Source organism: Lysinibacillus sp. FSL W8-0992 (genome assembly GCF_038008685.1).
Lineage (GTDB): Bacteria > Bacillota > Bacilli > Bacillales_A > Planococcaceae > Lysinibacillus.
In genome coordinates this window covers 3,662,731-3,685,008 of sequence record NZ_JBBOZQ010000001.1, presented here as the reverse complement: position 1 = coordinate 3,685,008, position 22,278 = coordinate 3,662,731, and the positions used below count along the sequence as shown (strand labels likewise).

Genomic DNA, 22,278 nt, shown 5'->3' with positions numbered 1-22,278 from the left:
GTTAAATGTCACTCCATTTTAAAGTATTGGCATACAAGATGCCCCATGTATTCGTTAGTTCATCAATAGTTAATCCGTTTGAAGTAATTTTCATATTATGACACTGTCCTTCCGCAAATGTAGTAATGTCATCCTGAAGTAAATAGCCCTTATTCGATTTTCTGAACTCGATTTTATCTAGTATTTGTTCATGCGAATAGCTGTAAGGTGAGTCGCACCGGATTGTTAACTCGACATAACCTTGTTTGAGGCCATTATGGATTAGTCTAGAATCTCCTTCTACAAGTGCATACATGACTCGATTAGGATTATGATCAAACACTAGTGGTTTATAATAGGGCTGAAAGAGCCAACGAGCAATTTTTCTTAAGTCATGCTCATTTACCCAATCATCAAGATAAAAAGACAATTTAAAAGAGAGTGGATCATGTTCCACTCTCTGAAAGTAAGGTGTTTCATTATTAGCGATTTTCTTTTCGATAATACGCCGTTGTGGTAAAAAATTCTCTTCGAATAAATTACCTGAAGACCATCCAATATAAACGCCCATATCTTTTGATGAAATATTATCATACATAAAATGAACTGATTCTAACACTAAGGTCTCATTCCTTTCTTACGTAGTAAGTTGTCGTTAATCATTTTGCTAAACTTATTGAGATCATTCATATCCCCATTCATTTTATCAATGTTAAATTCGATGTTGATGTTGCCGTATGTAGTCCCTTCAGAATGAAAAGATTTTAGCATGGATGTTGCAGGCTGAAGCAATGAAGAAGGGGAGAGGTTACTCAAAATTTTATCCATGATGTTGATTGAATTAAACAACCCTTTAGTATCTGCAGAATCTAACATAATTTCATTCGGATGTGCGATGATTGCCTTGCCACCTTTACCATCAATACCACTACCAGACCAATTCATATAGCCACCAGAATCTAATGATGCTATATGACTTCGAAAATAATCTTGTAATTTAGGGTTTTGAATAAATTCCACGTAATTTTGCATCATATTTTTTAATTGAGATATCTGCATTGAATTTAAAGTATTCGTTATCTCTTTGTAACCTGCATTCGTCTGTATTTTTGAGCCTTGATCTCTACCTGCTTTAGCCATATTATCAGCTGTATTGCGTAATATTTGTTGCTGTGTAGGATCACTAATTTGGTTGACTAACACATCTTTAAAGTATTTAGCAGTTAACACTCTAGAATCGCCTACGCTAAGTGAAGTACCAATACCATATTTAGAAGCATTGTTATAGGCATTTTCAGAATTTCCACCTATAGCTCCACCATTTACAAACTGATTAAAGTATTCAGTGTATGCGCCGCCGCTTATATTAGATTGTTCTTTAAAATATGCTTTTAAAGTTTCCATCTCCGCATTAGTTAGTCCTGATATTGCTGAGTCAAAACTAGTATTTTTAGAAATAGTAGCACCTTGGTTGTGACCTGCTTCTCCATAAATATTACCTTTATAATGAGCTTGTTCCTTTGCAGCACCTGTCAACATATTCGCAACATTATCAGTTAAAAATTTCCCTAGTAAAACTTTGAGGTTTGCTTCAGATAAATTACCTTTTGATGATGAACCATTTCCATAATTTTTATCAATCTCCGGATTATAGCCTTCTGGTGGAACATTTGATTCAATTTGGGAAGCATTAAATTTAGCAATTAAATTTAATGCTTCTTGTAGCTTGTCTATAACATTTTGACGAATAGATAAACCTACTGTTTTCATCGTGTCATTCAATGTATCTGCTAATCCTGGCATCGTTAATTTCATTTCATTAATATATCCTTGAAAATCCGCAGTAATTTTATCAAAGTTTTTATCCATAATGTCTTCTCTTAATTGTGCAAACTTTCGTTCATCATTAAGTAAATCATTATAATGTTTTTCCCAATATTCTTTTTCACGGTTAATATTATTGATGACATTTTCATGTTCTTTCTCTTGAAGCTTGGTTTTTTCGTCTATTTCTTCTTCTTTTGTTTCAAGCGCATCATTTAAAGACTCTTTACGTAATTCAATTTCTCGATCGTGTCTACGTTCGGCAATTTGTTTATCAAGTTCATCTAATTGCTCTTGCAGTTTTTTTCGCTTAGATTTTGCTTCATGTGAGTTATCAAGTAGTAATAGATTATATTGACTTTGGACATTATTTCTTTCTTTTTCCATATCGCCAATTTCCATTTCATAATCACGTTCAGATTCTTGTCTATCTAGAAGTTTTAATTTATCCTCTACATTCTTTCGAAATAAATCCATTTCATCTTGAAGATTATTCATGATTTTCTCATGTTTATTATTTTCTTGATTGATTTCATCTTCAATTAATTTCATATGTTCATCTCTACGTTCTTGAACATAATCTTTATATGCAGAAATTAAATCATTTGCAATTTTTTCTAACTTGGATTTATTCGCTTCTTCAAGCTGTTTTGTATAATCTTTTACAGCAAGTGTGGCATTAATATAAGCTAAAGTTTCCGCTTTTAATAAGTCTTCAATTTGTTTGGATTTTTCAATGGTTATATCTTTCTGTTTCAATTCTTCAGCTAACTTATTGCTTGTTTCTAAATGTTTCTCTGCAATCTTTTCTTGCTGCTTAAGCATGATATCAGTATATTTGGCATAGTCAGCAGAACCTTCTTCATACATTTTGCGAATTCCTTCTGCTCTGTCTTTCTCAAATTGCATATCTGCAATAGCTACATCAGATTGGGTTTTAATATTGACAATGATTTCATAATTATTATCTTGAATATCAAGCTGGAGTTGTTTAATATCCTTTTTTAATTCGGTCCCTCTGTCATTAGCTGTCGTTAATGCCTCGCCAAATAATTGTCCCGTATTCATTAGATTTTGAATATCACTTAATTCTTGACGATTAATATTTTGTTTTTCACGCATGGTTGTATTAATTTTTTCAAGTGATTGTTGATATTTGAGGGATGCAGTATCGAGTTCATTTAGAACCAAATATTCGTAATCAAGGGCGGAATCTTTCGTTTTACGTTTATCTTCAAAGGAATTGATTAAATCATTAACAAGACTTACATACGATTCTAATTTCGAGGTATCAACATCAACAATTGCAAAATCAATTTCGCTATTAATTTTACCTAATTCATGTAGTTTTTCAGTATACTCTGCAACGACAGCAGTTGATAGTTGGCCACTATTAATAAATTGTTTTAATTGCTCAATTTCAGCAACATTAATTTTCTTTTTTTCAATTAATGCTTGTGCTTGCTTATCTAATTCATTGCGGTATTCCTTTGATGATTCTTTATATTTCTTTAAGCGATTAGCGCTATTTTCTAGAAATTTATCATAATTTGATTTCTTATATTCAAACGGAAGTAAGTACGCATCAATAATTTCCTTTTCTAATTTGGCAATGGCTTCTTTTTGATTTAAAATATCCATTTGCAAATTGATTAGTTCAGATTTTGCTTGATCTATAGCTTGTTGTCCAGTTGCAACAACGTTAGAAGAATCAGGCATAGTGCCTGAGTTTGCATTATTATAATAAGCTGTTGGATCAATTTGTTGACCGTTTTTACGCGCTTCATAATGAAGGTGGGGACCTGTTGTCCTCCCTTCTTTTCCAGTGTCACCAATATAAGTTCCTGCTTGAATGTATTCTCCAACCTTTGCTACCGTTTTATCTAAATGAGCATAAAGGTGTTCAATACCCGAATCGTCTCTAATGACTACAATATTTCCATAGGATTCATGTTCTTTATTTTTTACTGCATTACCTGCTTTTACGACTGTACCAGATACGTTTGCCTCTAATCGTGTCCCTTTTTTAGCTGAAATGTCTATTCCTAAATGTTTATCTGGTTGACCAGTAATAGGATCTAGACGTCCTCCATAGGAACTTGTAATTTTACCCGACCATCCACTTATTTTTTTGGCAGTACTTGATGCCGATTCATTGCTTGTAATCATCCCGGTTTTATTGATTTTTGATGAAGAGACTTGGGATTGAATAGAGTTAGCTTGTTTTTCTATAATCGATAATTTATCTTTTTCTAGTTTTAATTGCTGTTCTAATGATTTTCGATATTCTTCAGAATGCTTCGGTAGGGTAGATTGAAGTTTTACTTGCTTTTCAATTTCAAGATTTAAATTTTCTAGTGACTGTTTATATGTATCTGTAATATAGGTGGATTCTTTTGCTTTATTATTTACAGCATTTGATGATTTTATTGAGGAATTATTTGATGTAATAAAACTATCGATTGTTGCTATATTGTTTTTCAATTGTTTATTAAAATTATTTAGCTCACTATTACCATTAACTATTTTTTCATTATTGGCTGCTTGAATCATTGAAGCTCTCATAGCTCCAAGTGCTTCACCATTTTTCATCTCAGTTCCCTTGTTTTGATTATCGATTACACTTTGTAAAGCCAGGTTTAATGTCATGAGTGACTGTATTTCAGTTTGTTTTAGTTCTATTCGCTTTTTAATAGCATTTGCAGAATCTAATGTCGTTTGTTGTTCAATGGTTAATTTTCCATCTCGTGCTAGTTTGTAAGCTTTTAATAGTGTGTCGTTTGCATGATTTTCTTCCTGAATAGCTTTAATTTTTTCTTGGTTTAAGATTATTGCTTTACCATCTTGATCAAGAAGAGTAGGATAAAGTTTGTTCAAGCTATTCATAATCATATCTCTTGAGTTTAATGTATTTACAAGTTGTTGTTCTTCAGCTGTTAAATTACTCTTTTGACTAAGATTTCTTAGTTCTTCTTCAGTATGTTCCTTCAATTGATTAGTTAACATTTTATATTGGAATAATAAATCCGAAGTATTATTTACTTTATTTTGTGATACACCCACTAGTTGCTCAGAAGTACTAATAAGGTTATCTACTTCGTCCTTATAGCCTAATACTTTTTCTTTAGCCTGCCCAAATGTTAAGTTATTCAACTTCATTTCAATTGATAGTTCTTTTTGAGTTTTAGTAGTTTCTTTGAATTGCTGATTTAAAGAATCCATAATACTACCAATTTCTTCTTCACTTAACCCTAAATTAGACAATTCACCTTTAATAGCAGATATCTTATCTTTAGTTTCATTAGCCATAGCATCAAAAGTTTCAGTAGTCGCATTCTCCATGTTTTGGAAGGCGGTTGTTATATCGGTTATGAATGAATCGGCATTTGGATTTGAAAATAAGGTTGTTAAAGATTCTTGTAAAGTATTTAAATTACTTGTATCTGTGGCAGCGATTAGTTGAGCTGCAAAACCTTCTGCATTACTTTTAACACTTTCCGTTAATTTATCGTTTTCACTTATGGTTTGGGCAATAGTAGCGATGTAATCCGATTTTTGTGCTAAAACTTCCTGATTAAGTTCTCTCTCATTTTTTACAATTTCTTCTTTATAGTGCTTCACTTGATTGTTTAAATTCTGATAGTAATCGGCTAGATTACCATCACCATTTTTCTCAGCATTTGATTGAAGCTTAGTTAATTCTTTAATTTTTTTATCAAAATCATCAGAGGTTTTAAGAGTAGATTTTCCTTTACTATCTCTAAAGTTCACTTGTTCATATATATTAGGGTTTATATCTGCGTAATTAGATAGCTTAGAAGTAACATCTTCCGCTAAATTTTTTTGTTTTGACTCAAGTTTAGTAATGGTTTTGTTTCGCGTTTTAATATTGTCATCACGATCATCATTAGCGGCTTGTTCAGCTAGCTGTGCGGCAATTACTTGTTGTTCTTTAAGAAGACCAATTTTTACTTTTAAGGCTTCTGAGGACCCAACAATTTTATTGCCAAATTCATCCTCACCATTAACTAAATTAGGTAAAAACTCTGCAAGTTGATTAGAAATATCTCGATATTCGGCAAGTACGGATACATCTGTATTTCCCAATGCCATAGCATCCTCTAACTGATCGTATCTTGATACCAGACCATCTATTTCAGTGGAATGTTCAGTATAGGAATTCAAAATTTCCTCTTGAGCTACCTTTAAGTCTTCTGCCTTTTGCTTTGCTTTTGCAATACTCTCACTGATTTTCCCTATAACAAAATCTACCGCCATAAAGCCTAAACCGATACCTGTTGCTGATAAAAGTGTTTTTCCAAATGCGGCTACACCTGATCCAGTATGCTCGAAAGTATCCTCCAAAGTGCTAGTTATATCTATTGCTTTTAAGAATGTGTCACCAAGAGAAGTAGAACTTTGTGAGGCCTCTTTCGTATTTTTGCTAAACTCCATAATACCTTGATTAATGTTTTCTAATTGGCTTGAGATTTCTGAAATGCCGGCGATATTGAAACCTTCACCGAATTGTATGTCATTGATCTGTGTATTTAAATCTGAGATTTGGGAAGCTAATTGTTCGAAGTCAGTGTTGTTTGCATAGGCATTATATAATGCATAAAAATTAGATAACGTTGTTTCGAGATTTTGCAGACTTTGTTGTGTTTCTTGTAAGCCGTTTAATTGAATTTGGTTGGAATTAACCTTTTCTACTTCTCTTTTAAGTTGCTTTAGTAGTTGTTCTAATGATTGTAGGTCACCAGTAGGAATATTTGCTAAACGTTTATAAAATGATTTCACAATTACATTGCTATCATCAATAGCTTCATTTAACTTGTCTATCGATTTTACTGTTGTGGTTATTTGTTGTTTGAATTCATTGAATTGTGAAAGGGTAGGGGATGATCCAGCTCCAACATTTTGCAGTTGTACGTTTAACGTATCTAAATGTTGTTGAAGGGCATTAATTTGCTGTTCATATTCCATAAATAAAGTCGTATTAAAACCTTTTACGTCAAAGTTTATCGTAAGCGTATTTATGTTTTTTAATCTCTTTATGTATGTATTAATATTCTTTCTTGAAACCTCATCATTGACTCCTAGTGCGACTAATAAATCCATTGGTTTATTTGATTGTGTACCGTTAGTACTCAATTGTTTTTCCCTCCTATTATGAGATAAACAAAAAATACAGCGCCTATAAAAGTTGCTGCATTCTTCCTTTATCAAATTTTCTATGAATATATAAATATCCTAAAATGTTCAAATACCCACCTAAAAAGGTAGGGGAGTAGTTCAAAATTTTAACTATTTAAATTCATTGAATTTTGTCATTGGGTTCTAATTTACTCATCAATTGTTTTTCAAGTTCCAAAAACTGAATACTGATATTTAATTGCTTATTAATTTCTTCGAGAACATTTGAGATTTCTTGTACTGAGAACATATCCAATAGGAATACGTCATACCAGCCAATTTCTACTAGATTATGCATAGTAGCAAAATGAGTTTCAATTGATTTATCTTTCAGTTCAGCTTTTAGTTCAGTAAAATGTTTGATAATTAAAAAGAGGATATAGTGTTGAAGCTCATGGTCATTTTTAAAGAAATCTAAGTTTTTTTGTTGAACATATTCAAATGTACTTGCTAAATCATTAATTAACATTGTTTTTTTACGTTTACTGAACTTTGGGTAGTAATAAATAAATTTCCCAAGATTTTTATCAATGTAAAACTTTTGTTTTTTATTTAATTCATCAGCATTCTTTTGAATATCTGCTAGTGTTAGTTTCGTTTCACGTTTAGCCATTTTTTCGACTCCTTCATTGAAATAAAAGGGTAGAGAACTATGCTCTACCCTTTTTTTATTAATTCACTTAAATTACATCAACAGTAATTGCTTCAAGATATGTACCATCTGTTACTTCAATAATTGTTTGATCATTCGTTGCCGCACTTGCGCCTAAAGTTACGATGCCATTTGTATCAACACTTGCAATTGTTGAATTTTTTGAAGTCCAAGTTAAATCACTGTTTTGTAACAGCACGTTACTGTAACCAGGACCACGAATACCTAGTACAGTGATTTGTTGTGAATCTCCTGGAACGGTTGAATCAAGAACTAGACGTGAAGGATTTGAAGCTAGTGCTGTTACTTGTACTTTTTCGTCCGTTAAATTGCGAAGTTTAATGTATGCGTAGTTTCCTTTTTTATCAGCCAGTGAGCTACCTGCTAGGGAAGAAGAAGCTACCCCTTCATGCGTCATTGAAATTTCAACTGCACCATTTGGTTTAAAGTTCGGCACTTCAATAATGACTTCACCTGTTTTCCCATTATTCGAACGAATATCAACATTTAACTCCATACGCACAGCTTTCGGGAATGAATCAGCAGAGATTTCAATCGTATCCATCATTTCCTGTACTGCATAGACAACTTGCACTTCTTTGCCAGCTAAAGCTGGAACAGAAATATCTTTACCCGTAGGAGCGTATTGTGTGAATGTCCCATTCAATTGTTCCACATGGACTTTGCCAATAGGCTTGTCAGCTAGTGTTCCTTTACCACTTTCATCAAGTAGAATAATTTCATCAGTATAGAATTCAGCTAATTGATGATTAATTTCTGTCCCGTTTTGTAAAGCAATATAAGCAGTATCGAATGCAGCGTCTTCAATAGAGAATGTTAATTCTTTTTGGTAATTAAGCTCATAAACTTTTTTAGAGCCTTTACCTGCATGAATTGCTTGTGTTTGAATTGCTTGCGTCATAGATGAATTTAACAATGTTTTCCCATTAAGAATTAATTCATCCGTTAAACGATCAAATAAACGTACATTTGCTACTGAAGTTAAAAATTGATTTTGTTGTGTCATAATAAATTACCATCCTTTTAGATTATTGTTTTTTATTTATACTAGGATCAAGTCCTAGCTGTTTCATTTGTTTATCGAATGCAGTCTTTGTCATAATGACATCTTCATTTTTCTTCGGTTCTTCTATATGTCCTAACCAATGAGGAAGGTCTTGCTCATTTTTAAATTCAACCATACCTGTATAACGAGCATTTAAAATTGCTTCGCTACTAACCATATAATCCATTCTTATTAACCCTTTATGAAATTGATAAAGTGTTAAGTTTTTTATTTCGTGGTAGGGGAGCCCAGATTTACAATGGTAGGCTACTATTTGCTGTTCTATATCTGCTTGTCTTGTTTTCCTTTTTGCCATGAATGCTCGAGCCTCTTGAATCGCTTTTTTAGTACCTGGATCGATAAATTCATCATCTAAATCGATAAGGTTTTGCTCGCTAATAATGGTCTTGATTTTATCAAAATCACGTTCGTGTAATGATATACCGTCGACAATAATAAATGCCATGCCTTTTTCATTGACGGTTAACTGTATGTTTTCTGTTTTAAAGATTAAGCGATATAGAGCAATTAGCTTGGATACTAAATCCTTACCATCATTATTTTGGGAGAGGGCGAGGAGAAACATGAAATAAGACATTCTAATTACTTCGGGTTCTTGAAAGTCGCTTTTAGGCAAGAGTAAACATTGCACGCAATCATAAAATTCATCAGCATCTACCATTCGAATAGGATGAAGATGGAGTCCCTTATAGGGGGTTGGCTTGCCAAATGCTTTTATTGTTGAAATGCTCATCATTTTAAACCTCGTGTTTTTTGGCTGGAAGGGATAGTAAAAATCCAACGATATCCTACAAAACCGTCAGGCATATTTAAAAGCGGCATCCCGCTGTAGAATCTTAACTCTTTAAACTCTATGAGATTCTCCTGAAAGAGTGCTTCATTCAAGGATTCGCCGAGCCAATCAAGTCGAAAATCTACATTATTAATAGTATTCGGTGTATAAATATCAAAAATATATTGCTGCGTGCTAGAATAGGGGTTTTCAGTAAAAAGATTTGTTGTTTTGAGATAATGTTTTTGAGGTGTTCGTGGACCAGTAAATAAACAAATACGACAAAACGCAGAATCTATTATTAAATCGCTTGTTTTATCCCCAATAACTAATATGTTGTTTATAATTAAATCTTTATTAGGTAATTGAGAGATTTCCAATTTTGACTCATCAAGCGGGTCGTCTAATGAATCTTTTGGCAAGTAATACAGTAAACGAAGTAATTTTTCATCATTTTTCAATTGTTGATAAAACTTAGATAAATTATTTACAATTTTCATTCTCCTTTGTCCTCACTTCCTAAAGAGGGTTTATTTCGAAGGTTTCAATTTGTATTTTATATTATTTCATTTAATTAACACCGCCTACTATATATTGTTAATTTCTAATTTTTCGATATGTACTAATGTGATAAACTTTTTTAATATGAAACCTTCATGATGTATCCATGCAAGTGCATAGATACATTTGAAAATTTCATTATGTATTTTGTATTAATTCATTTATCGGATTTAATCTTCCTCTGCTTCTTCGATTCCAAATGTGATTGCTTCTAAATAAGAAGTATTAGAAAATGTATTATGTCGAATTGATCCTTTTTTAATTTCTTTTTGTTTATAATGAGACAATACGTAATTATCTTGCAAACGATGCTGCGCTATTTGACCTTTAAATAACTTGGCAATTTCTCTACGCCTTTTATTGCGCTTTTTCGTCTCTTTAATAAATATTAAATTTTCTTCTTCTAATAATAATTCCTCTTTCGTAAAATATCCTTTAGTTATATAATAGCCTATCATGTCTAACAGAATTAACGTATTGTATGTATTTGCTGTGAGGCTAAAATATAACTCTAAAGAGATTTCTTCCCCTTTATAAATCAATTTTTCATTTTCTAACAAACAACTTACATACTGAACTCTTTCTTCTATCGGGAGATTTAAATTCAGTTCTACGGTAGCGTGAGGTAATTGTAGTTTCATATGATTGCTCCTTCTACTTATTAAGTTGACTAGTGTATCTTAAAAACTACTATTTTCGCCCAAATATATTTCGCATTACTTTTTGCATTTTTTACACTGTGAATGATATAAATCTTTGCTACTGTTGTTTATACTATAAAATTCATCCGTAGCAGGAAGAACTTCTTTGCATTTGCTACATCGTTTTGATTTTAAGTTTAATTTTTGCGTATATACGACTTTTCTCCATTGTCGATCGTTTTCTTGTTTTATTCGTGAACAAATTGTATTCAATCTTCGGCCAACTGTTTTAATAGGAATTTCTAAAAGCTGTCCTATTTTATGATAAGAGAAGTCTTTAGCTATGTATTTAAGTAATTCAATCTGTTCTTCGTCCAAACTTTTTTTTATTAATTTATCTAAATCGGCGAATAAACTGATAACATCTGTATTCATTTTTAAAGTGCTCGAAGTACATCCTACTTGATTTCCATTAAACATCGTATCATCTATCGAACCCCTAAACGTCAATAATTCCTTAATTACTGTTTCATCTGATAATACTAACTGATTGTATTTTGTATCTTTAGCTGTTTGGTGGGCCATACCTTCATCTCCTTTAATGTAATAAATTAGATATCACTTATTCATATTATAATAGCAGTAAATAATAATTCAACTTTTTTTTAATTAATTAATTTATTAGAATCCTATAATATATAATTTTATATTGTTTCTTCCTATATAATAGAGATATAAAAATAATAATTATTAAGGGTAATAAAAGTTTGCAAATTTAATTAATTCATTTATTGTAGTTACATTTTAATATCGCATATGGTACTATTGAAATAATTAGATAATTAATGGAAAAACAAGGGAGTGTAAAGTTTGAAAATTGGTAAAACCCGCGAATTATTAGTTGAAGAAATTAAAGCGAAAATTCCATTAATCGTTCAAAATGATGTATTTTTAGATGAGATTTCCATTCAACTTAATAGACATAACATTAATATAGGAAATATTTTAGAAATGATTAACGATGTAGATGTGCTAAGTGAAGCAAATTTATTTGAGTTATTATTATTAGGTGAACAATTTAATTTAAAACTTGAAGAATATAATTGTAATTGGCTTGAAGAATGGCTAAATCCTTCTGAAATCAAAGAATTAAGATTGTATATAAGAGAATCTCCATATGAAGATATTATTACGTTACCCTATTCATTTGAAAATGTAATAAAAACAGGACATAACGAATTTACTGTAGTTATTCCAAATGCAATTATCGGTAAGCTATGGATGAGTGGCATTACGATGTATAACCCCAATATCCAGCGGCAAGCAAAAAAGAAAAAGTTAAAAAACGAAATTATAGAAGTGATGAATCTAAATCCGAAATCATTACGTGAGATTGAAAAACAAACATTAAATGGAGATTTGATTACTTCTACTTTGAGATATAATGCAAAAGTTGGTACTGGAAATGAAGGACTAGAATTATTTTACGATGAAAAAGAAAAAACACTGACATTGTTAGAAGGAACTATATTGGATGTTTTAGATGGTGCACATCGAACTTTCTCTATCTATAATGCCTACATGAAAAAGACCGAGCTAGAAGGTAATATGATTGTCATCATTTCAAATATGACAGAAGCACAATGTAAAAGAGTTCAAGTAGATATGGCAAAAGCTAATCCGATTCCAAAACCAAGATTGCAAGAATTGGCTAAGGATAAGTTATCTGATGAAGTTGTGATTGAATTAAAGGTGGAAGGGGAATTGAAGGGAAGAATCACTTCTAATTCAAATATTAAATATTCATATGGTGAGGTAGTTACTTTTTCAGAGCTATCAAATGCAATCAATAATAGCTTTGAATTAGAAAGTCGTATAGAGGTAGTAAAGATAGCGAAAGTAATTAATGAATATATGATGTATCTTTTTGCTTATTATAAAGAGCATTTAAATGATAAAAGCTCTTTAATGTTTAAAAATCGAATGTTTAATGGACATATTGAATTAGCTGCACAAATGCATGCCAAAAATATCGCATTTGAAAGTTTGGCTAATTATTTAAATCAGCTAGACTTCTCTATACATAATCCGTTATGGGAAGAGCTTGGCATTCTCCAATATGGGGGACTAAGCGTTCAAAATAGAAAAAAACTTCAGAAAGTATTTGAGAATTTAATTCAATAATGAGGTGTATAACTGATGCTGAAAGATAATGTATTTAATAAGGATATTAAGGAATGGTATTTAACATCTTTAGATATAAAGGATAATAGTTTAACTACGTATTTCTCACTCTTCAATAAAGCAACTCAAATTGAAAATCAAAAAAATAAAGATATTTTTGATATGAATAAAGTAGAGTTAGAAGAGTTATTTTATAGTTTGAAATCTCCTAGCCCACAACCGTTAAGTGCGTCCATAGGTTTTATTTCTAGATATATAGATTGGGCAATAATGAACGGACATACAAAAAATCGTTCACAAAGGTTACCGAGCATCATTGATATGGAATACTGTAGTAGATTTGTTTTTAAAGCGTCGATTGTCAGATACACAAGAGAACAATTACTAACTTATATGCGTTTATTTGACGACCAAAGACATGCGGTATTTTTATTATGTTTATTTGAGGGAATAAAAGGAGAAGGGTATAGCGAAATATTAAATTTAAAAATGGAGGATTTAAGTAGTGAAAACGGAAATTATTTTGCTAAGTTGACGAGTAAAGGCTGTAGAAGAAAAATAAATATTACAGAAGATCTTTATTGGAAGCTTGAAAAACTGGACAAAGTATCGTCTACTAGTTTAATCCCTAAACAAGGCCAAAAATACTTCTCTGACAATACCTATATCTTTAAAAAAGCAAATGTAAATAGTAACGATATTCAACTGAGAGCTTCCTTCGGGAATAGAGCATTGGAATTAGCAAAAACAGTTTTTGATAATAATAATTTAATTGCCAGTACAATACAGATCTCAGGAATGATGTGGTATATATGGGACATGATAAAAGATAATGAAATAAAAATAGTAAATAAAGAACTACTTGATAAAGTCGCAATTAAATATGATACTGGTTTTGCGAACAAAGATAACAAGTATGTAAGTTATTCTGTTCTTAAACATAAATTAGATTTTGATTTTATGAGAAAAAACTATGGACACTTTAATATTGAGCTATAGAACTGGTGAATACCAGTTTTTTTTATTGCAGATTTTTAAGTAAACAATTATTAGTGGGTTGGATTGTGCTTACTAGGTTAAACGATTGGTAGCTCAATAAATACTAATGCTCTAGTCAAAAACAGCGTGCTGTTGTTTTTAGGCGCAATTTTTAAATTGAACATTAGATAAAATGTAAAAATTCTCTAAAATAAACTTGTAAACGAACATCTGTTCGTGATAAGATAAGGACAAATCTAATATGGTTGAGAAAAATATGTTAGTTTAGTGTAATACTAGGAGGTTTTATTATGAATGATTTACAAACAACAGCTATTTTAGAGTTAGTTCTTTTTAATGAAAGTAATATTTCAAACGAGTTATTGAAAGACTTTAACGGTGGAATTACAAATGTTATTTTGAGCGATGAGGGGGGAAATATTTTAGAATGTAAATGTATGGATAGTTCTGTATCGAGTTTAATACTAATGGATACATGGAATGAGGATGAACTAGAATTAATTAAAGATGTTGATGATACAAAATTTATCTATCAACAATCACAAAGTATAGATATTCAATATGATAGTTTAGTTCAATTGGATGATAATCAAGAAAATTTATTTTGTGTCGTGGAGCTTAAAAATATAATTTATTTATATAATGGCTTTTTAAGAAAGTCGATTATTGATGATAGTATTACATGTTTAAATAGTCTAAAGGAATATTTAAATAGCTACTATCCAGGACATATTATACTAGAGAAGATAAATTAATAACGCTTAATATAGAATCTATTGAAATAACGGAATTATTTAAATGAAATAATTTAAAATTAAAGAAGTGATACTAATGACAAAGGTTGGGGTTTATATGGATACGATAAATAAGTTATTAAAAGAATTGACGTTAGATTTTGGTTATATTTTTGGTGCTATTAATCAAGGAAGAGTGTTTGAAAGTGACAATAATATGAAAGACTTTTTGCATAAGAGTCAAGCATTTCAAATAAAGTTGGTAGATATTACAAAGCACATAGAACAATTACAAATTCAGTCAGAAAAAGAAAAAACATTGGAAAGGCTGAATAAGCTAATTGATTTTATAGAAAAACAGGTATATGTGGAATGATTTGAATTACTGCTAAGGTGAAGGGAAGGAGCAAAATGAAGGCTGCCAACAATAGAAATTTAAATAGAAATAAAGTTGATCGTTATGCAATGGCTTTAGCATACCAGGAAATGGGCAAATTAAATTTAATGATTTCAGCGGAAATGGAACATTTAGAAATAGAAACACTTAAAACTGTAGAAGCATTTTTAAAGACTATTAATATTTTAATCAAAAATAGTTAATACATAAGACTTAATAAATATAATACATAATAAGAACCGAAATAAAACTACCATATTAGATGAATTAATTGAAAAGGTTGGGATTATACGGTGGTTTTTCTGTTGAAGCATCTAGGTATTTTAATGAATGTATATAAAATAACGTTTATATTATTACTACTTTTTATTTTAATGAATTTTACCTTGGAAGATAAAAAACTACATAAAAGCAGTCATAATGGTGAAGAACTATTACAAAATTCCCCAAAGATCAAGTTAGAAACCTCTATGAAAATGATTCGTAGTAAAGCAATAACTTTAAGGCAAGAAAAATTACAAATAGAAAAGGAAAAGCAGAGGTTGAAACATGATGCTATGATTAGAAAAGAAAAAATCTTGCTAGTTGAACAAAGTAAGAATCCGTCTTCTAAAGAGAAAGTTCAAACAATCAGCAACCAAGAGAAACAAAAACAAAACACTAAAAAGTGGATGAAATTTAATGCATCATATTATGGTCCCGATTGCAAAGGTTGTAGTGGTATTACAGTAACGGGCATTAATGTTCGTGAAACTAATTATTATAATGGGTTCAGGATTGTAGCGGTGGATCCATCAGTACTTCCATTAGGAACTATTGTAGAAATAAAGACACCATATGAATCATTTAGAGCTATTTCAGCAGATAAAGGAGGAGCCATCAAAGGTTATAAGTTAGATATTCTAGTAGAATCTGAAGAAGTAGCAACAAAATACGGCAGACATAATGTGCAAGTACGTATTATTCATTATCCTTAAAGCTAATTCAGAAGGTGATACATAGTCTTTAATTCAAGCAAGTTGTCGTAAATCAAGATCATTACATAGAAATCTTTTTTATTTGTTAAAAAATTTTGAAACTTTTTTCTCAGTGCATCCGTATAGTAGGTAATACGTTGAAAAGGGGTGATCTATTTGACGCTATTTGGCTATACATTGGAGCAAATTTATTTAGTGGTATTAATTTTCGCGGGACTGGCAACGGTTTTGTTTATGTTTTTCGGTGATGCTGTCGAGGGCATAGGAGAGGGTCTACCGATTTTTAATCCAAGTGTCATTCTTTCTTTCATTACGTTAATGTCAGCAGCTGGATTTATTTTAGAAAAGTTAGCCTTTTTCCCTAGCGTTTGGAATATAGGTGTAGCTGCTGTAATTGGAGTTATTTTAAGTGCCCTATTTTATTTATTTATTCTCGTTCCACTAAAATCTGCTGATGTCTCATTAGCCTATACAGAAGAATCACTTGAAGGTCAGTTAGGTAAGGTAATTGTACCGATACCGTCTGATGGCTTTGGTGAAGTTGTCATTGAGACTACAAGCGGTATGATTGCAAAGCGTGCAACAGGCTTTGACAATGAGGTAATTGATTATGATACGACAGTCCTTGTAGTTGAAGTGAGGGCAGGCACTCTTTTTGTGAGAGCCTATGAAAAAAAATTTATTTAAAGGAGAGATACTATTATGTCGATGGATATTTTGATTGTTCTAGGAATTGTAGCATTTATTTTAATCGCTCTTGTAGCACTATATGTAACAAAGTATCGTACAGCGGGTCCTGATGAAGCACTGATTGTAACAGGTAGCTATCTTGGCTCAAAAAATGTACATAAAGATGAGTCAGGAAATCGAATTAAAATTATTCGTGGGGGCGGTACATTCGTCTTCCCGATTTTCCAGCAAGCTCAACCATTAAGCTTACTATCAAGTAAATTAGAAGTTACAACACCTGAAGTTTATACGGAACAGGGTGTTCCAGTAATGGCAGATGGTACAGCAATTATTAAAATTGGTGGTTCTATTTCAGAAATCGCTACAGCTGCTGAGCAGTTTTTAGGAAAGCAAAAGGCAGAACGTGAAGGTGAAGCACGTGAAGTATTGGAAGGACACTTACGTTCAATTTTAGGGTCGATGACGGTTGAGGAAATTTATAAAAACCGAGATAAATTCTCGCAAGAGGTACAACGTGTTGCTTCTCAAGATTTAGCGAAGATGGGTCTTGTTATTGTTTCCTTTACAATTAAAGATGTGCGCGATAAAAATGGTTATCTTGATTCACTTGGTAAGCCGAGAATTGCACAAGTTAAACGAGATGCAGATATTGCGACTGCAGTTGCAGAAAAAGAAACACGTATTAAGCGTGCAGAAGCATCAAAAGAAGCACAAAAGGCTGAAATAGAACGTGCAACAGAAATTGCGGAAGCTGAAAAAGAAAATCAATTAAAAGTGGCGGAATTCCGTCGTGAGCAAGATATTGCGAAAGCTCGTGCAGACCAAGCTTATGAATTAGAAACTGCACGTGCCAAACAGGAAGTAACTGAACAAGAAATGCAAATTCGCATTATTGAACGTCAAAAGCAAATTGAATTAGAAGAAAAAGAGATTTTACGTCGTGAAAAGCAATACGATTCAGAAGTGAAGAAAAAAGCAGATGCTGATCGTTATGCAGTTGAGCAAAATGCAGAAGCTGAAAAAATGCGTGAGCTTGCGCAAGCAGATGCTGAGAAATATCGTATTGAGTCGTTAGCAAAGGCAGAAGCGGAGAAGATTCGTTTAGATGGTATCGCGAAAGCGGATGCCGAACGTGCGCAAGGTGAAACAGAAGCAGATATTATTCGCCTACGAGGTCTTGCAGAAGCTGAAGCGAAACGTAAAATTGCAGAAGCCTTCGAGTACTACGGTCAAGCAGCTGTCCTTGATATGGTTGTACGCATGATGCCAGAGTATGCGAAAGAGCTTGCAAGTCCACTAGGCAATATCGATAAAATTACAGTTGTTGATACTGGTGGCGGAGAAGGCGGAAGTGGTGCCAATAAGGTGACTTCTTATGCAACGAACTTAATGTCAACACTACAGGAAACATTAAAAGAAACGTCAGGCATTGATGTGAAGGAATTAATCGAAAGCTACGCTGGTAAGCACACATTGAGACCAGAGCTTGAGCGTATTGCGACAGAGCTAGTGAAACAGCCAGAACCTGTTGCTACAGAAAAACAAAAAGAAACAGTTGAACAATAAACATTAGAAAAAGTGTTAGATTGACTGCGGTCAATCTAACACTTTTTTGTTTTGTCGTTAATGTTCGCTACGGCGCTTTGTTTCCACGGGCACACAGTAAGGCACAACCCTTGCTAACGCGCGGTTTGTTGTGTCTTACGTGGCGTGCGTTCCCATAGGAGTCAACGCTTCCGCTGCCATCAACTATCGGAAATTTACTAACATCTTTGCCAACACTCTATCAGTAATCTATCTTATTACATTGTAGGTATTGCCATTTATTTCCACTCGCTCGCAAGCATGCCGTAAACGACGTGGTCGACGTAGTGGTCGTATAGCCACTCTGCAGCACGAATTGTTCCTTCTGTTGTGAAATTAAGTCGTTCAGGGATAGCCCTGCTCTTTGTGTTGCCCACAGCAGCACGGATTTCAACTTTATTTAGTTGTAGTCCGTCAAACGCATATTGTAATAATGCTTGTACTGTTTTGGTCATTATGCCATGGCCTTGAGCGTCTTTACCGAGCCAATAGCCGATTGCTGCAATTTTATTACTATAATTAATAGTATTAAAGCCCGCGATTCCTACAATTTTATCGCGGAAAATAATAGCTAGCGACATGCTACTTTTTGCTTCATAGCCAGCAATACAGCCTTCGATATAGCTTTTTGTATCCGAAAGCTCTTTTGTGAAATCCAACCACGGTAACCATTCACGTAAATATTCTCTCGAATTATCTGTTAGCGCGAAAACAGCCTCTGCATCATCTAAAGTGATTGTTCGTAACGATAATTCATGATTGATAATAATTTCCATACTATTGCCGCCTCAATTCTATATTTTATTTCAAAGCATTATGCATAAAGCCCTTCATTTCTTGACTTAGCGTTGTTAGTTCTTCAATAATTTCACTAAAATCTTGCACAAGTTGGGCCTGTTCATTTGTTGCATCATTGATTTGTCCCATATTTTGTTTTAGATTATCAAGATTTCTATTAATATTGCGAAGAGAAGCTTCAATATTTTCCGTTGCACTAGAAGTTTCAAATGAAAGTTTTCTGACTTCCTGTGCAACGATATTAAAACCTGCTCCATGCTGACCTGCGCGAGCCGCTTCAATCGACGCATTTAAGCCAAGTAAATTCGTTTGACGAGAAATACTTTTTATTAAATCTGTAACATCATTTGTTTTTTCGGAATCCTCAAGCGCGTGTTGCGCCTGTTTGTTAATTTCCTCACTAGTTGCTGCTAACTCCTCTGAATGGGAGGCGATGGTATGTACTTTATCTTGAAGATTATTCACGATATTATCCATTGTATTCATATACTGTTCGAGTTTGAGCTCATTATCAATTGGTAATCCAAAGGCTAGTGCCCCAATAACTTTACCATTTTCTCGAATCGGAAATGCAAAAGCATTGATGGCAATACCGTATACGTCCTCGGGAATGATGACATCTGCATTTTTTCCAGCAAAGGCGATGAACACATTTTGATCATTCGCATTTACTTTTTGGCCATCCACATAACCTGTGTCTACACGTTTGCCTGCTAAATATTTTACAACTGTTTCACTTTCCTTCTCAATGACAGCTACAATCGCTTCCTCTTTTAATGCAAGATGGATATAGTGCGCTGATAGAGCTAAAGCTTCAATCATTTTCATGGGATACCTCCGAGTCTTTATAAAAACATTGATTTCTAGATTATTCCTTCACTGTAGCACACTAATTGCTAATTCAAAATAGTAAAAACATTCATTTAACAGAAAAAAGATATTTTTCTAGGGCATGTGTATTATTCGAAAAATTAATGACGCAGAATTATACTTTCTGTGAAATTGTCAAATAAAAATAGTGGAAACAAAAAGAAAAGTGCATATAGTTTGTCTAAATTTTGACAACCTTCCAGTGTTTTTTACAGAATGTTGTATTAGAATAATAGATAGATAGAACGCGTCACTGGAAGGAGATAGAGATGGACTATATAGAGAAGGGAACAAAAGCATTTAACAGAGCAAATTGGGCTTTATTTTTAGCAGGGTTTATTACCTTCGCGAACTTATATGTTTCGCAACCGTTACTACCGACGTTTGCCGAAGAGTTTCATGTCTCACCAGCAGTTGCAAGTTTGTCATTATCGGTAACTACATTGGCACTATCGATTAGTATGATAATTGTCGGCTCGTTATCTGAAGCTTGGGGAAGAAAGTCGTTAATGACAATATCTATATTTGCAGCATCGGCTTTAACGTTAGCACTAGCTTTTTCACCAAACTTTGAAACTATATTAGTATTGCGTGTTATTCAAGGAGTTGTGTTTGCTGGGCTACCAGCTATTGCTATGGCTTATTTAGGCGAGGAAATTGCTCCGACTAGTTTAGGCGTTGCGATGGGGCTCTACATAAGCGGCAATTCTGTAGGGGGGCTAAGTGGTCGTGTCATTATCGGTACATTGACAGACTTGTATAACTGGCAAGTTGGCATGATTGTGCTTGGCGTAATTAGTTTGATGATTAGTGTGTTATTTATATGGATGCTACCGAATTCCAAAAATTTTACGGCACGGCCGTTACAAATAAAGGCGCTAACAAAATCACTTATTCAGCATTTAAAGGATCCATCTATGCTTTGTTTATTTGGTATTAGCTTTGTGTTAATGGGAAGCTTTGTGACGCTTTACAACTATATTGGTTTTAAATTAATGGCACCACCATATAATTTAAGTGCCACAATTGTCGGGTGGATATTCGTTATTTATTTAGTAGGGACATTTAGCTCGGCATGGTTCGGCAGTTTGGCCGATCGGTTTGGGCGTCAAAAAATGTTATTGTTAGCAATTGCTATTATGCTTGCAGGTGCAATTATTACATTACAAAGTCTTCTTTTGTTAAAAATATTAGGTATTACAGTTTTCACATTTGGATTTTTTGCAGCCCATTCAATAGCGAGTGGCTGGGTAAGCAAACGTGCAACTCATGATAAGGCACAAGCATCATCACTGTATTTATTTTTCTATTATTTTGGCTCGAGTGTTGGTGGAACCGCAGGGGGTGTGTTTTGGATGCACTTCGGCTGGGTAGGCGTAATTGCAATGATAACAGTATTTTTAGTCATTGCTTGTATGCTAACATTTGTATTAAAAAGCGTCATTGCGAAACAACGGTTATTTACCGGCTTAGTAAAGTGAAGTATTAAGTTGATAGAACTCCTTTTATTTTTCACATGACGGAAAATTGAACAATCACCTCAGCTCTAACTGTTCGTAGAGAGGGGGTGATTTTTTATCCACTTGAAAACAATAGTTAGCATATATTATTGACAAAATGGAAAGTTGTACCATAAAATGGTATAGACAGACAGTCGGTCAGTAAGGGGGAAGAAATGCGAAAAGAAGCTGAAGAGCGTCGAAACGAAATACTGGATGTAGCTGATAAGCTTTTCGGTCAAAAAGGTTTTGATGGCACAAGTACAAACGAAATTCTAGAAAAAGTAGGTATTGCACGGGGTACGCTGTATTATCACTTTAAGTCGAAAGAGGATATTATGGATGCGTTGATTGAACGCTATACGGTGCAAATTTTAGAATCTGCCAAGAAAATTGCTGCTGATAAGAATGTATCCGTCTATGAGCGTATTATCGGCGTTGTCATGGCATTGAATATTAGTGACGGTAACGGCAAAGAAGTAATAGAGCATATGCATAAGCCACAAAATGCTCTTATGCATCAGAAAATACAAAAAGTTATAGTTAACGAAGTTCCGCCAGTATTAACGGGGGTTATTCGTGAAGGCATTGAGCAAGGACTATTTCATACGCCATATCCGTATGAATGTATGGAAATGATTGTGGCATATACCAATACTGTTTTTGATGATGCAATGGTCAATTTGACGAATGATGAGTTCGCGGGTCGAGTACAAGCATTAATTTTTAACGTCGAACGACTTTTAGGAGTTGAAAGTGGAAGTCTTATGCACATGATGAGGATGTTTGACAATGGAAAAGAAGGAAGCTGAGTTGAGAAAAATACTGATTAAT

Annotated in this window: 20 protein-coding genes; 10 read left to right on the top strand and 10 right to left on the bottom strand. The window is 33.0% G+C overall.

The window, feature by feature from the left end; all coding sequences use genetic code 11:
• Nucleotide 1: 1 nt before the first annotated feature.
• From NSQ74_RS18490 to NSQ74_RS18455, 8 genes are all read right to left on the bottom strand, one after another.
• The gene (locus NSQ74_RS18490) at nt 2–598 is read right to left on the bottom strand and encodes a distal tail protein Dit (RefSeq protein ID WP_340825266.1); all 597 of its coding nucleotides are present in this window, start codon (nt 596–598) and stop codon (nt 2–4) included.
• Nucleotides 598–6,957, bottom strand: coding sequence for a peptidoglycan DD-metalloendopeptidase family protein (locus NSQ74_RS18485; RefSeq protein ID WP_340825265.1), 6,360 nt, complete (start codon nt 6,955–6,957; stop codon nt 598–600). Before NSQ74_RS18485 ends, NSQ74_RS18490 begins: the two co-directional genes overlap by 1 nt.
• Before the next feature lie 163 nt (nt 6,958–7,120).
• A complete protein-coding gene (locus NSQ74_RS18480; protein ID WP_340825264.1) occupies nt 7,121–7,612 on the bottom strand; it encodes a hypothetical protein in 492 nt (163 codons plus the stop codon).
• Between the two features lie 67 nt (nt 7,613–7,679).
• Nucleotides 7,680–8,678 (bottom strand): hypothetical protein, encoded by a 999-nt coding sequence (locus NSQ74_RS18475; RefSeq protein WP_340825263.1) that lies wholly within the window; start codon nt 8,676–8,678, stop codon nt 7,680–7,682.
• A 22-nt stretch (nt 8,679–8,700) separates the two neighbouring features.
• Entirely contained in the window at nt 8,701–9,474 is a 774-nt protein-coding gene (locus NSQ74_RS18470; RefSeq protein ID WP_340825262.1) for a hypothetical protein, read from the bottom strand.
• Nucleotides 9,471–10,010 (bottom strand): hypothetical protein, encoded by a 540-nt coding sequence (locus NSQ74_RS18465; protein WP_340825261.1) that lies wholly within the window; start codon nt 10,008–10,010, stop codon nt 9,471–9,473. Before NSQ74_RS18465 ends, NSQ74_RS18470 begins: the two co-directional genes overlap by 4 nt.
• A 231-nt stretch (nt 10,011–10,241) precedes the next feature.
• Nucleotides 10,242–10,712, bottom strand: a complete 471-nt coding sequence (locus NSQ74_RS18460) for a hypothetical protein (protein WP_340825260.1) — start codon at nt 10,710–10,712, stop codon at nt 10,242–10,244.
• Nucleotides 10,713–10,787: 75 nt separating this feature from the next.
• The gene (locus NSQ74_RS18455) at nt 10,788–11,297 is read right to left on the bottom strand and encodes a hypothetical protein (protein WP_340825258.1); all 510 of its coding nucleotides are present in this window, start codon (nt 11,295–11,297) and stop codon (nt 10,788–10,790) included.
• 285 nt (nt 11,298–11,582) lie between these two features.
• Between NSQ74_RS18455 and NSQ74_RS18450 the strand changes: the two genes are divergently transcribed.
• The 8 genes from NSQ74_RS18450 (at nt 11,583) to NSQ74_RS18415 (ending at nt 18,259) form a co-directional block, all read left to right on the top strand.
• Nucleotides 11,583–12,896: a hypothetical protein gene (locus NSQ74_RS18450; protein ID WP_340825257.1), complete on the top strand. Its 1,314-nt coding sequence runs from the start codon at nt 11,583–11,585 to the stop codon at nt 12,894–12,896.
• Nucleotides 12,897–12,911: 15 nt separating this feature from the next.
• A complete protein-coding gene (locus NSQ74_RS18445; protein ID WP_340825256.1) occupies nt 12,912–13,895 on the top strand; it encodes a phage lytic cycle repressor MrpR family protein in 984 nt (327 codons plus the stop codon).
• Nucleotides 13,896–14,185: 290 nt separating this feature from the next.
• Nucleotides 14,186–14,650 carry a hypothetical protein gene (locus tag NSQ74_RS18440; RefSeq protein WP_340825255.1) on the top strand — a complete coding sequence of 155 codons (465 nt, stop codon included), beginning with the start codon at nt 14,186–14,188 and terminating at the stop codon, nt 14,648–14,650.
• A 76-nt stretch (nt 14,651–14,726) separates the two neighbouring features.
• Entirely contained in the window at nt 14,727–15,005 is a 279-nt protein-coding gene (locus tag NSQ74_RS18435) for a hypothetical protein (protein WP_340825254.1), read from the top strand.
• A 35-nt stretch (nt 15,006–15,040) separates the two neighbouring features.
• Nucleotides 15,041–15,229: a hypothetical protein gene (locus NSQ74_RS18430; RefSeq protein ID WP_340825253.1), complete on the top strand. Its 189-nt coding sequence runs from the start codon at nt 15,041–15,043 to the stop codon at nt 15,227–15,229.
• 102 nt (nt 15,230–15,331) lie between these two features.
• Nucleotides 15,332–16,003 (top strand): 3D domain-containing protein, encoded by a 672-nt coding sequence (locus NSQ74_RS18425; RefSeq protein ID WP_340825252.1) that lies wholly within the window; start codon nt 15,332–15,334, stop codon nt 16,001–16,003.
• A 156-nt stretch (nt 16,004–16,159) separates the two neighbouring features.
• Nucleotides 16,160–16,690 (top strand): NfeD family protein, encoded by a 531-nt coding sequence (locus tag NSQ74_RS18420; RefSeq protein ID WP_340825251.1) that lies wholly within the window; start codon nt 16,160–16,162, stop codon nt 16,688–16,690.
• A gap of 15 nt (nt 16,691–16,705) precedes the next feature.
• A complete protein-coding gene (locus NSQ74_RS18415) occupies nt 16,706–18,259 on the top strand; it encodes a flotillin family protein (RefSeq protein ID WP_340825250.1) in 1,554 nt (517 codons plus the stop codon).
• 257 nt (nt 18,260–18,516) lie between these two features.
• Here NSQ74_RS18415 and NSQ74_RS18410 read toward each other — a convergent pair whose 3' ends face one another.
• Nucleotides 18,517–19,053 (bottom strand): GNAT family N-acetyltransferase, encoded by a 537-nt coding sequence (locus NSQ74_RS18410; protein WP_340825249.1) that lies wholly within the window; start codon nt 19,051–19,053, stop codon nt 18,517–18,519.
• A 25-nt stretch (nt 19,054–19,078) separates the two neighbouring features.
• Complete coding sequence (locus tag NSQ74_RS18405; protein ID WP_340825248.1) at nt 19,079–19,903, bottom strand: methyl-accepting chemotaxis protein; 825 nt, start codon at nt 19,901–19,903, stop codon at nt 19,079–19,081.
• A gap of 311 nt (nt 19,904–20,214) precedes the next feature.
• Between NSQ74_RS18405 and NSQ74_RS18400 the strand changes: the two genes are divergently transcribed.
• On the top strand, nt 20,215–21,426 hold the full coding sequence (locus NSQ74_RS18400) for an MFS transporter (RefSeq protein ID WP_340825246.1): 1,212 nt from the start codon (nt 20,215–20,217) through the stop codon (nt 21,424–21,426).
• Nucleotides 21,427–21,620: 194 nt separating this feature from the next.
• Complete coding sequence (locus NSQ74_RS18395; protein WP_340825245.1) at nt 21,621–22,256, top strand: TetR/AcrR family transcriptional regulator; 636 nt, start codon at nt 21,621–21,623, stop codon at nt 22,254–22,256.
• The last annotated feature ends 22 nt before the right edge of the window (nt 22,257–22,278 follow it).

What these genes read in the sequence shown, in the direction of transcription:
- NSQ74_RS18475 (WP_340825263.1), bottom strand. Translation starts at nt 8,678, where the DNA reads ATGACACAACAAAATCAATTTTTAACTTCAGTAGCAAATGTACGTTTA.
- NSQ74_RS18430 (WP_340825253.1), top strand. Translation starts at nt 15,041, where the DNA reads ATGAAGGCTGCCAACAATAGAAATTTAAATAGAAATAAAGTTGATCGT.
- NSQ74_RS18410 (WP_340825249.1), bottom strand. Translation starts at nt 19,053, where the DNA reads ATGGAAATTATTATCAATCATGAATTATCGTTACGAACAATCACTTTA.
- NSQ74_RS18465 (WP_340825261.1), bottom strand. Translation starts at nt 10,010, where the DNA reads ATGAAAATTGTAAATAATTTATCTAAGTTTTATCAACAATTGAAAAAT.
- NSQ74_RS18435 (WP_340825254.1), top strand. Translation starts at nt 14,727, where the DNA reads ATGACAAAGGTTGGGGTTTATATGGATACGATAAATAAGTTATTAAAA.
- NSQ74_RS18470 (WP_340825262.1), bottom strand. Translation starts at nt 9,474, where the DNA reads ATGATGAGCATTTCAACAATAAAAGCATTTGGCAAGCCAACCCCCTAT.
- NSQ74_RS18460 (WP_340825260.1), bottom strand. Translation starts at nt 10,712, where the DNA reads ATGAAACTACAATTACCTCACGCTACCGTAGAACTGAATTTAAATCTC.
- NSQ74_RS18455 (WP_340825258.1), bottom strand. Translation starts at nt 11,297, where the DNA reads ATGGCCCACCAAACAGCTAAAGATACAAAATACAATCAGTTAGTATTA.
- NSQ74_RS18440 (WP_340825255.1), top strand. Translation starts at nt 14,186, where the DNA reads ATGAATGATTTACAAACAACAGCTATTTTAGAGTTAGTTCTTTTTAAT.
- NSQ74_RS18395 (WP_340825245.1), top strand. Translation starts at nt 21,621, where the DNA reads ATGCGAAAAGAAGCTGAAGAGCGTCGAAACGAAATACTGGATGTAGCT.
- NSQ74_RS18480 (WP_340825264.1), bottom strand. Translation starts at nt 7,612, where the DNA reads ATGGCTAAACGTGAAACGAAACTAACACTAGCAGATATTCAAAAGAAT.
- NSQ74_RS18400 (WP_340825246.1), top strand. Translation starts at nt 20,215, where the DNA reads ATGGACTATATAGAGAAGGGAACAAAAGCATTTAACAGAGCAAATTGG.
- NSQ74_RS18415 (WP_340825250.1), top strand. Translation starts at nt 16,706, where the DNA reads ATGTCGATGGATATTTTGATTGTTCTAGGAATTGTAGCATTTATTTTA.
- NSQ74_RS18445 (WP_340825256.1), top strand. Translation starts at nt 12,912, where the DNA reads ATGCTGAAAGATAATGTATTTAATAAGGATATTAAGGAATGGTATTTA.
- NSQ74_RS18405 (WP_340825248.1), bottom strand. Translation starts at nt 19,903, where the DNA reads ATGAAAATGATTGAAGCTTTAGCTCTATCAGCGCACTATATCCATCTT.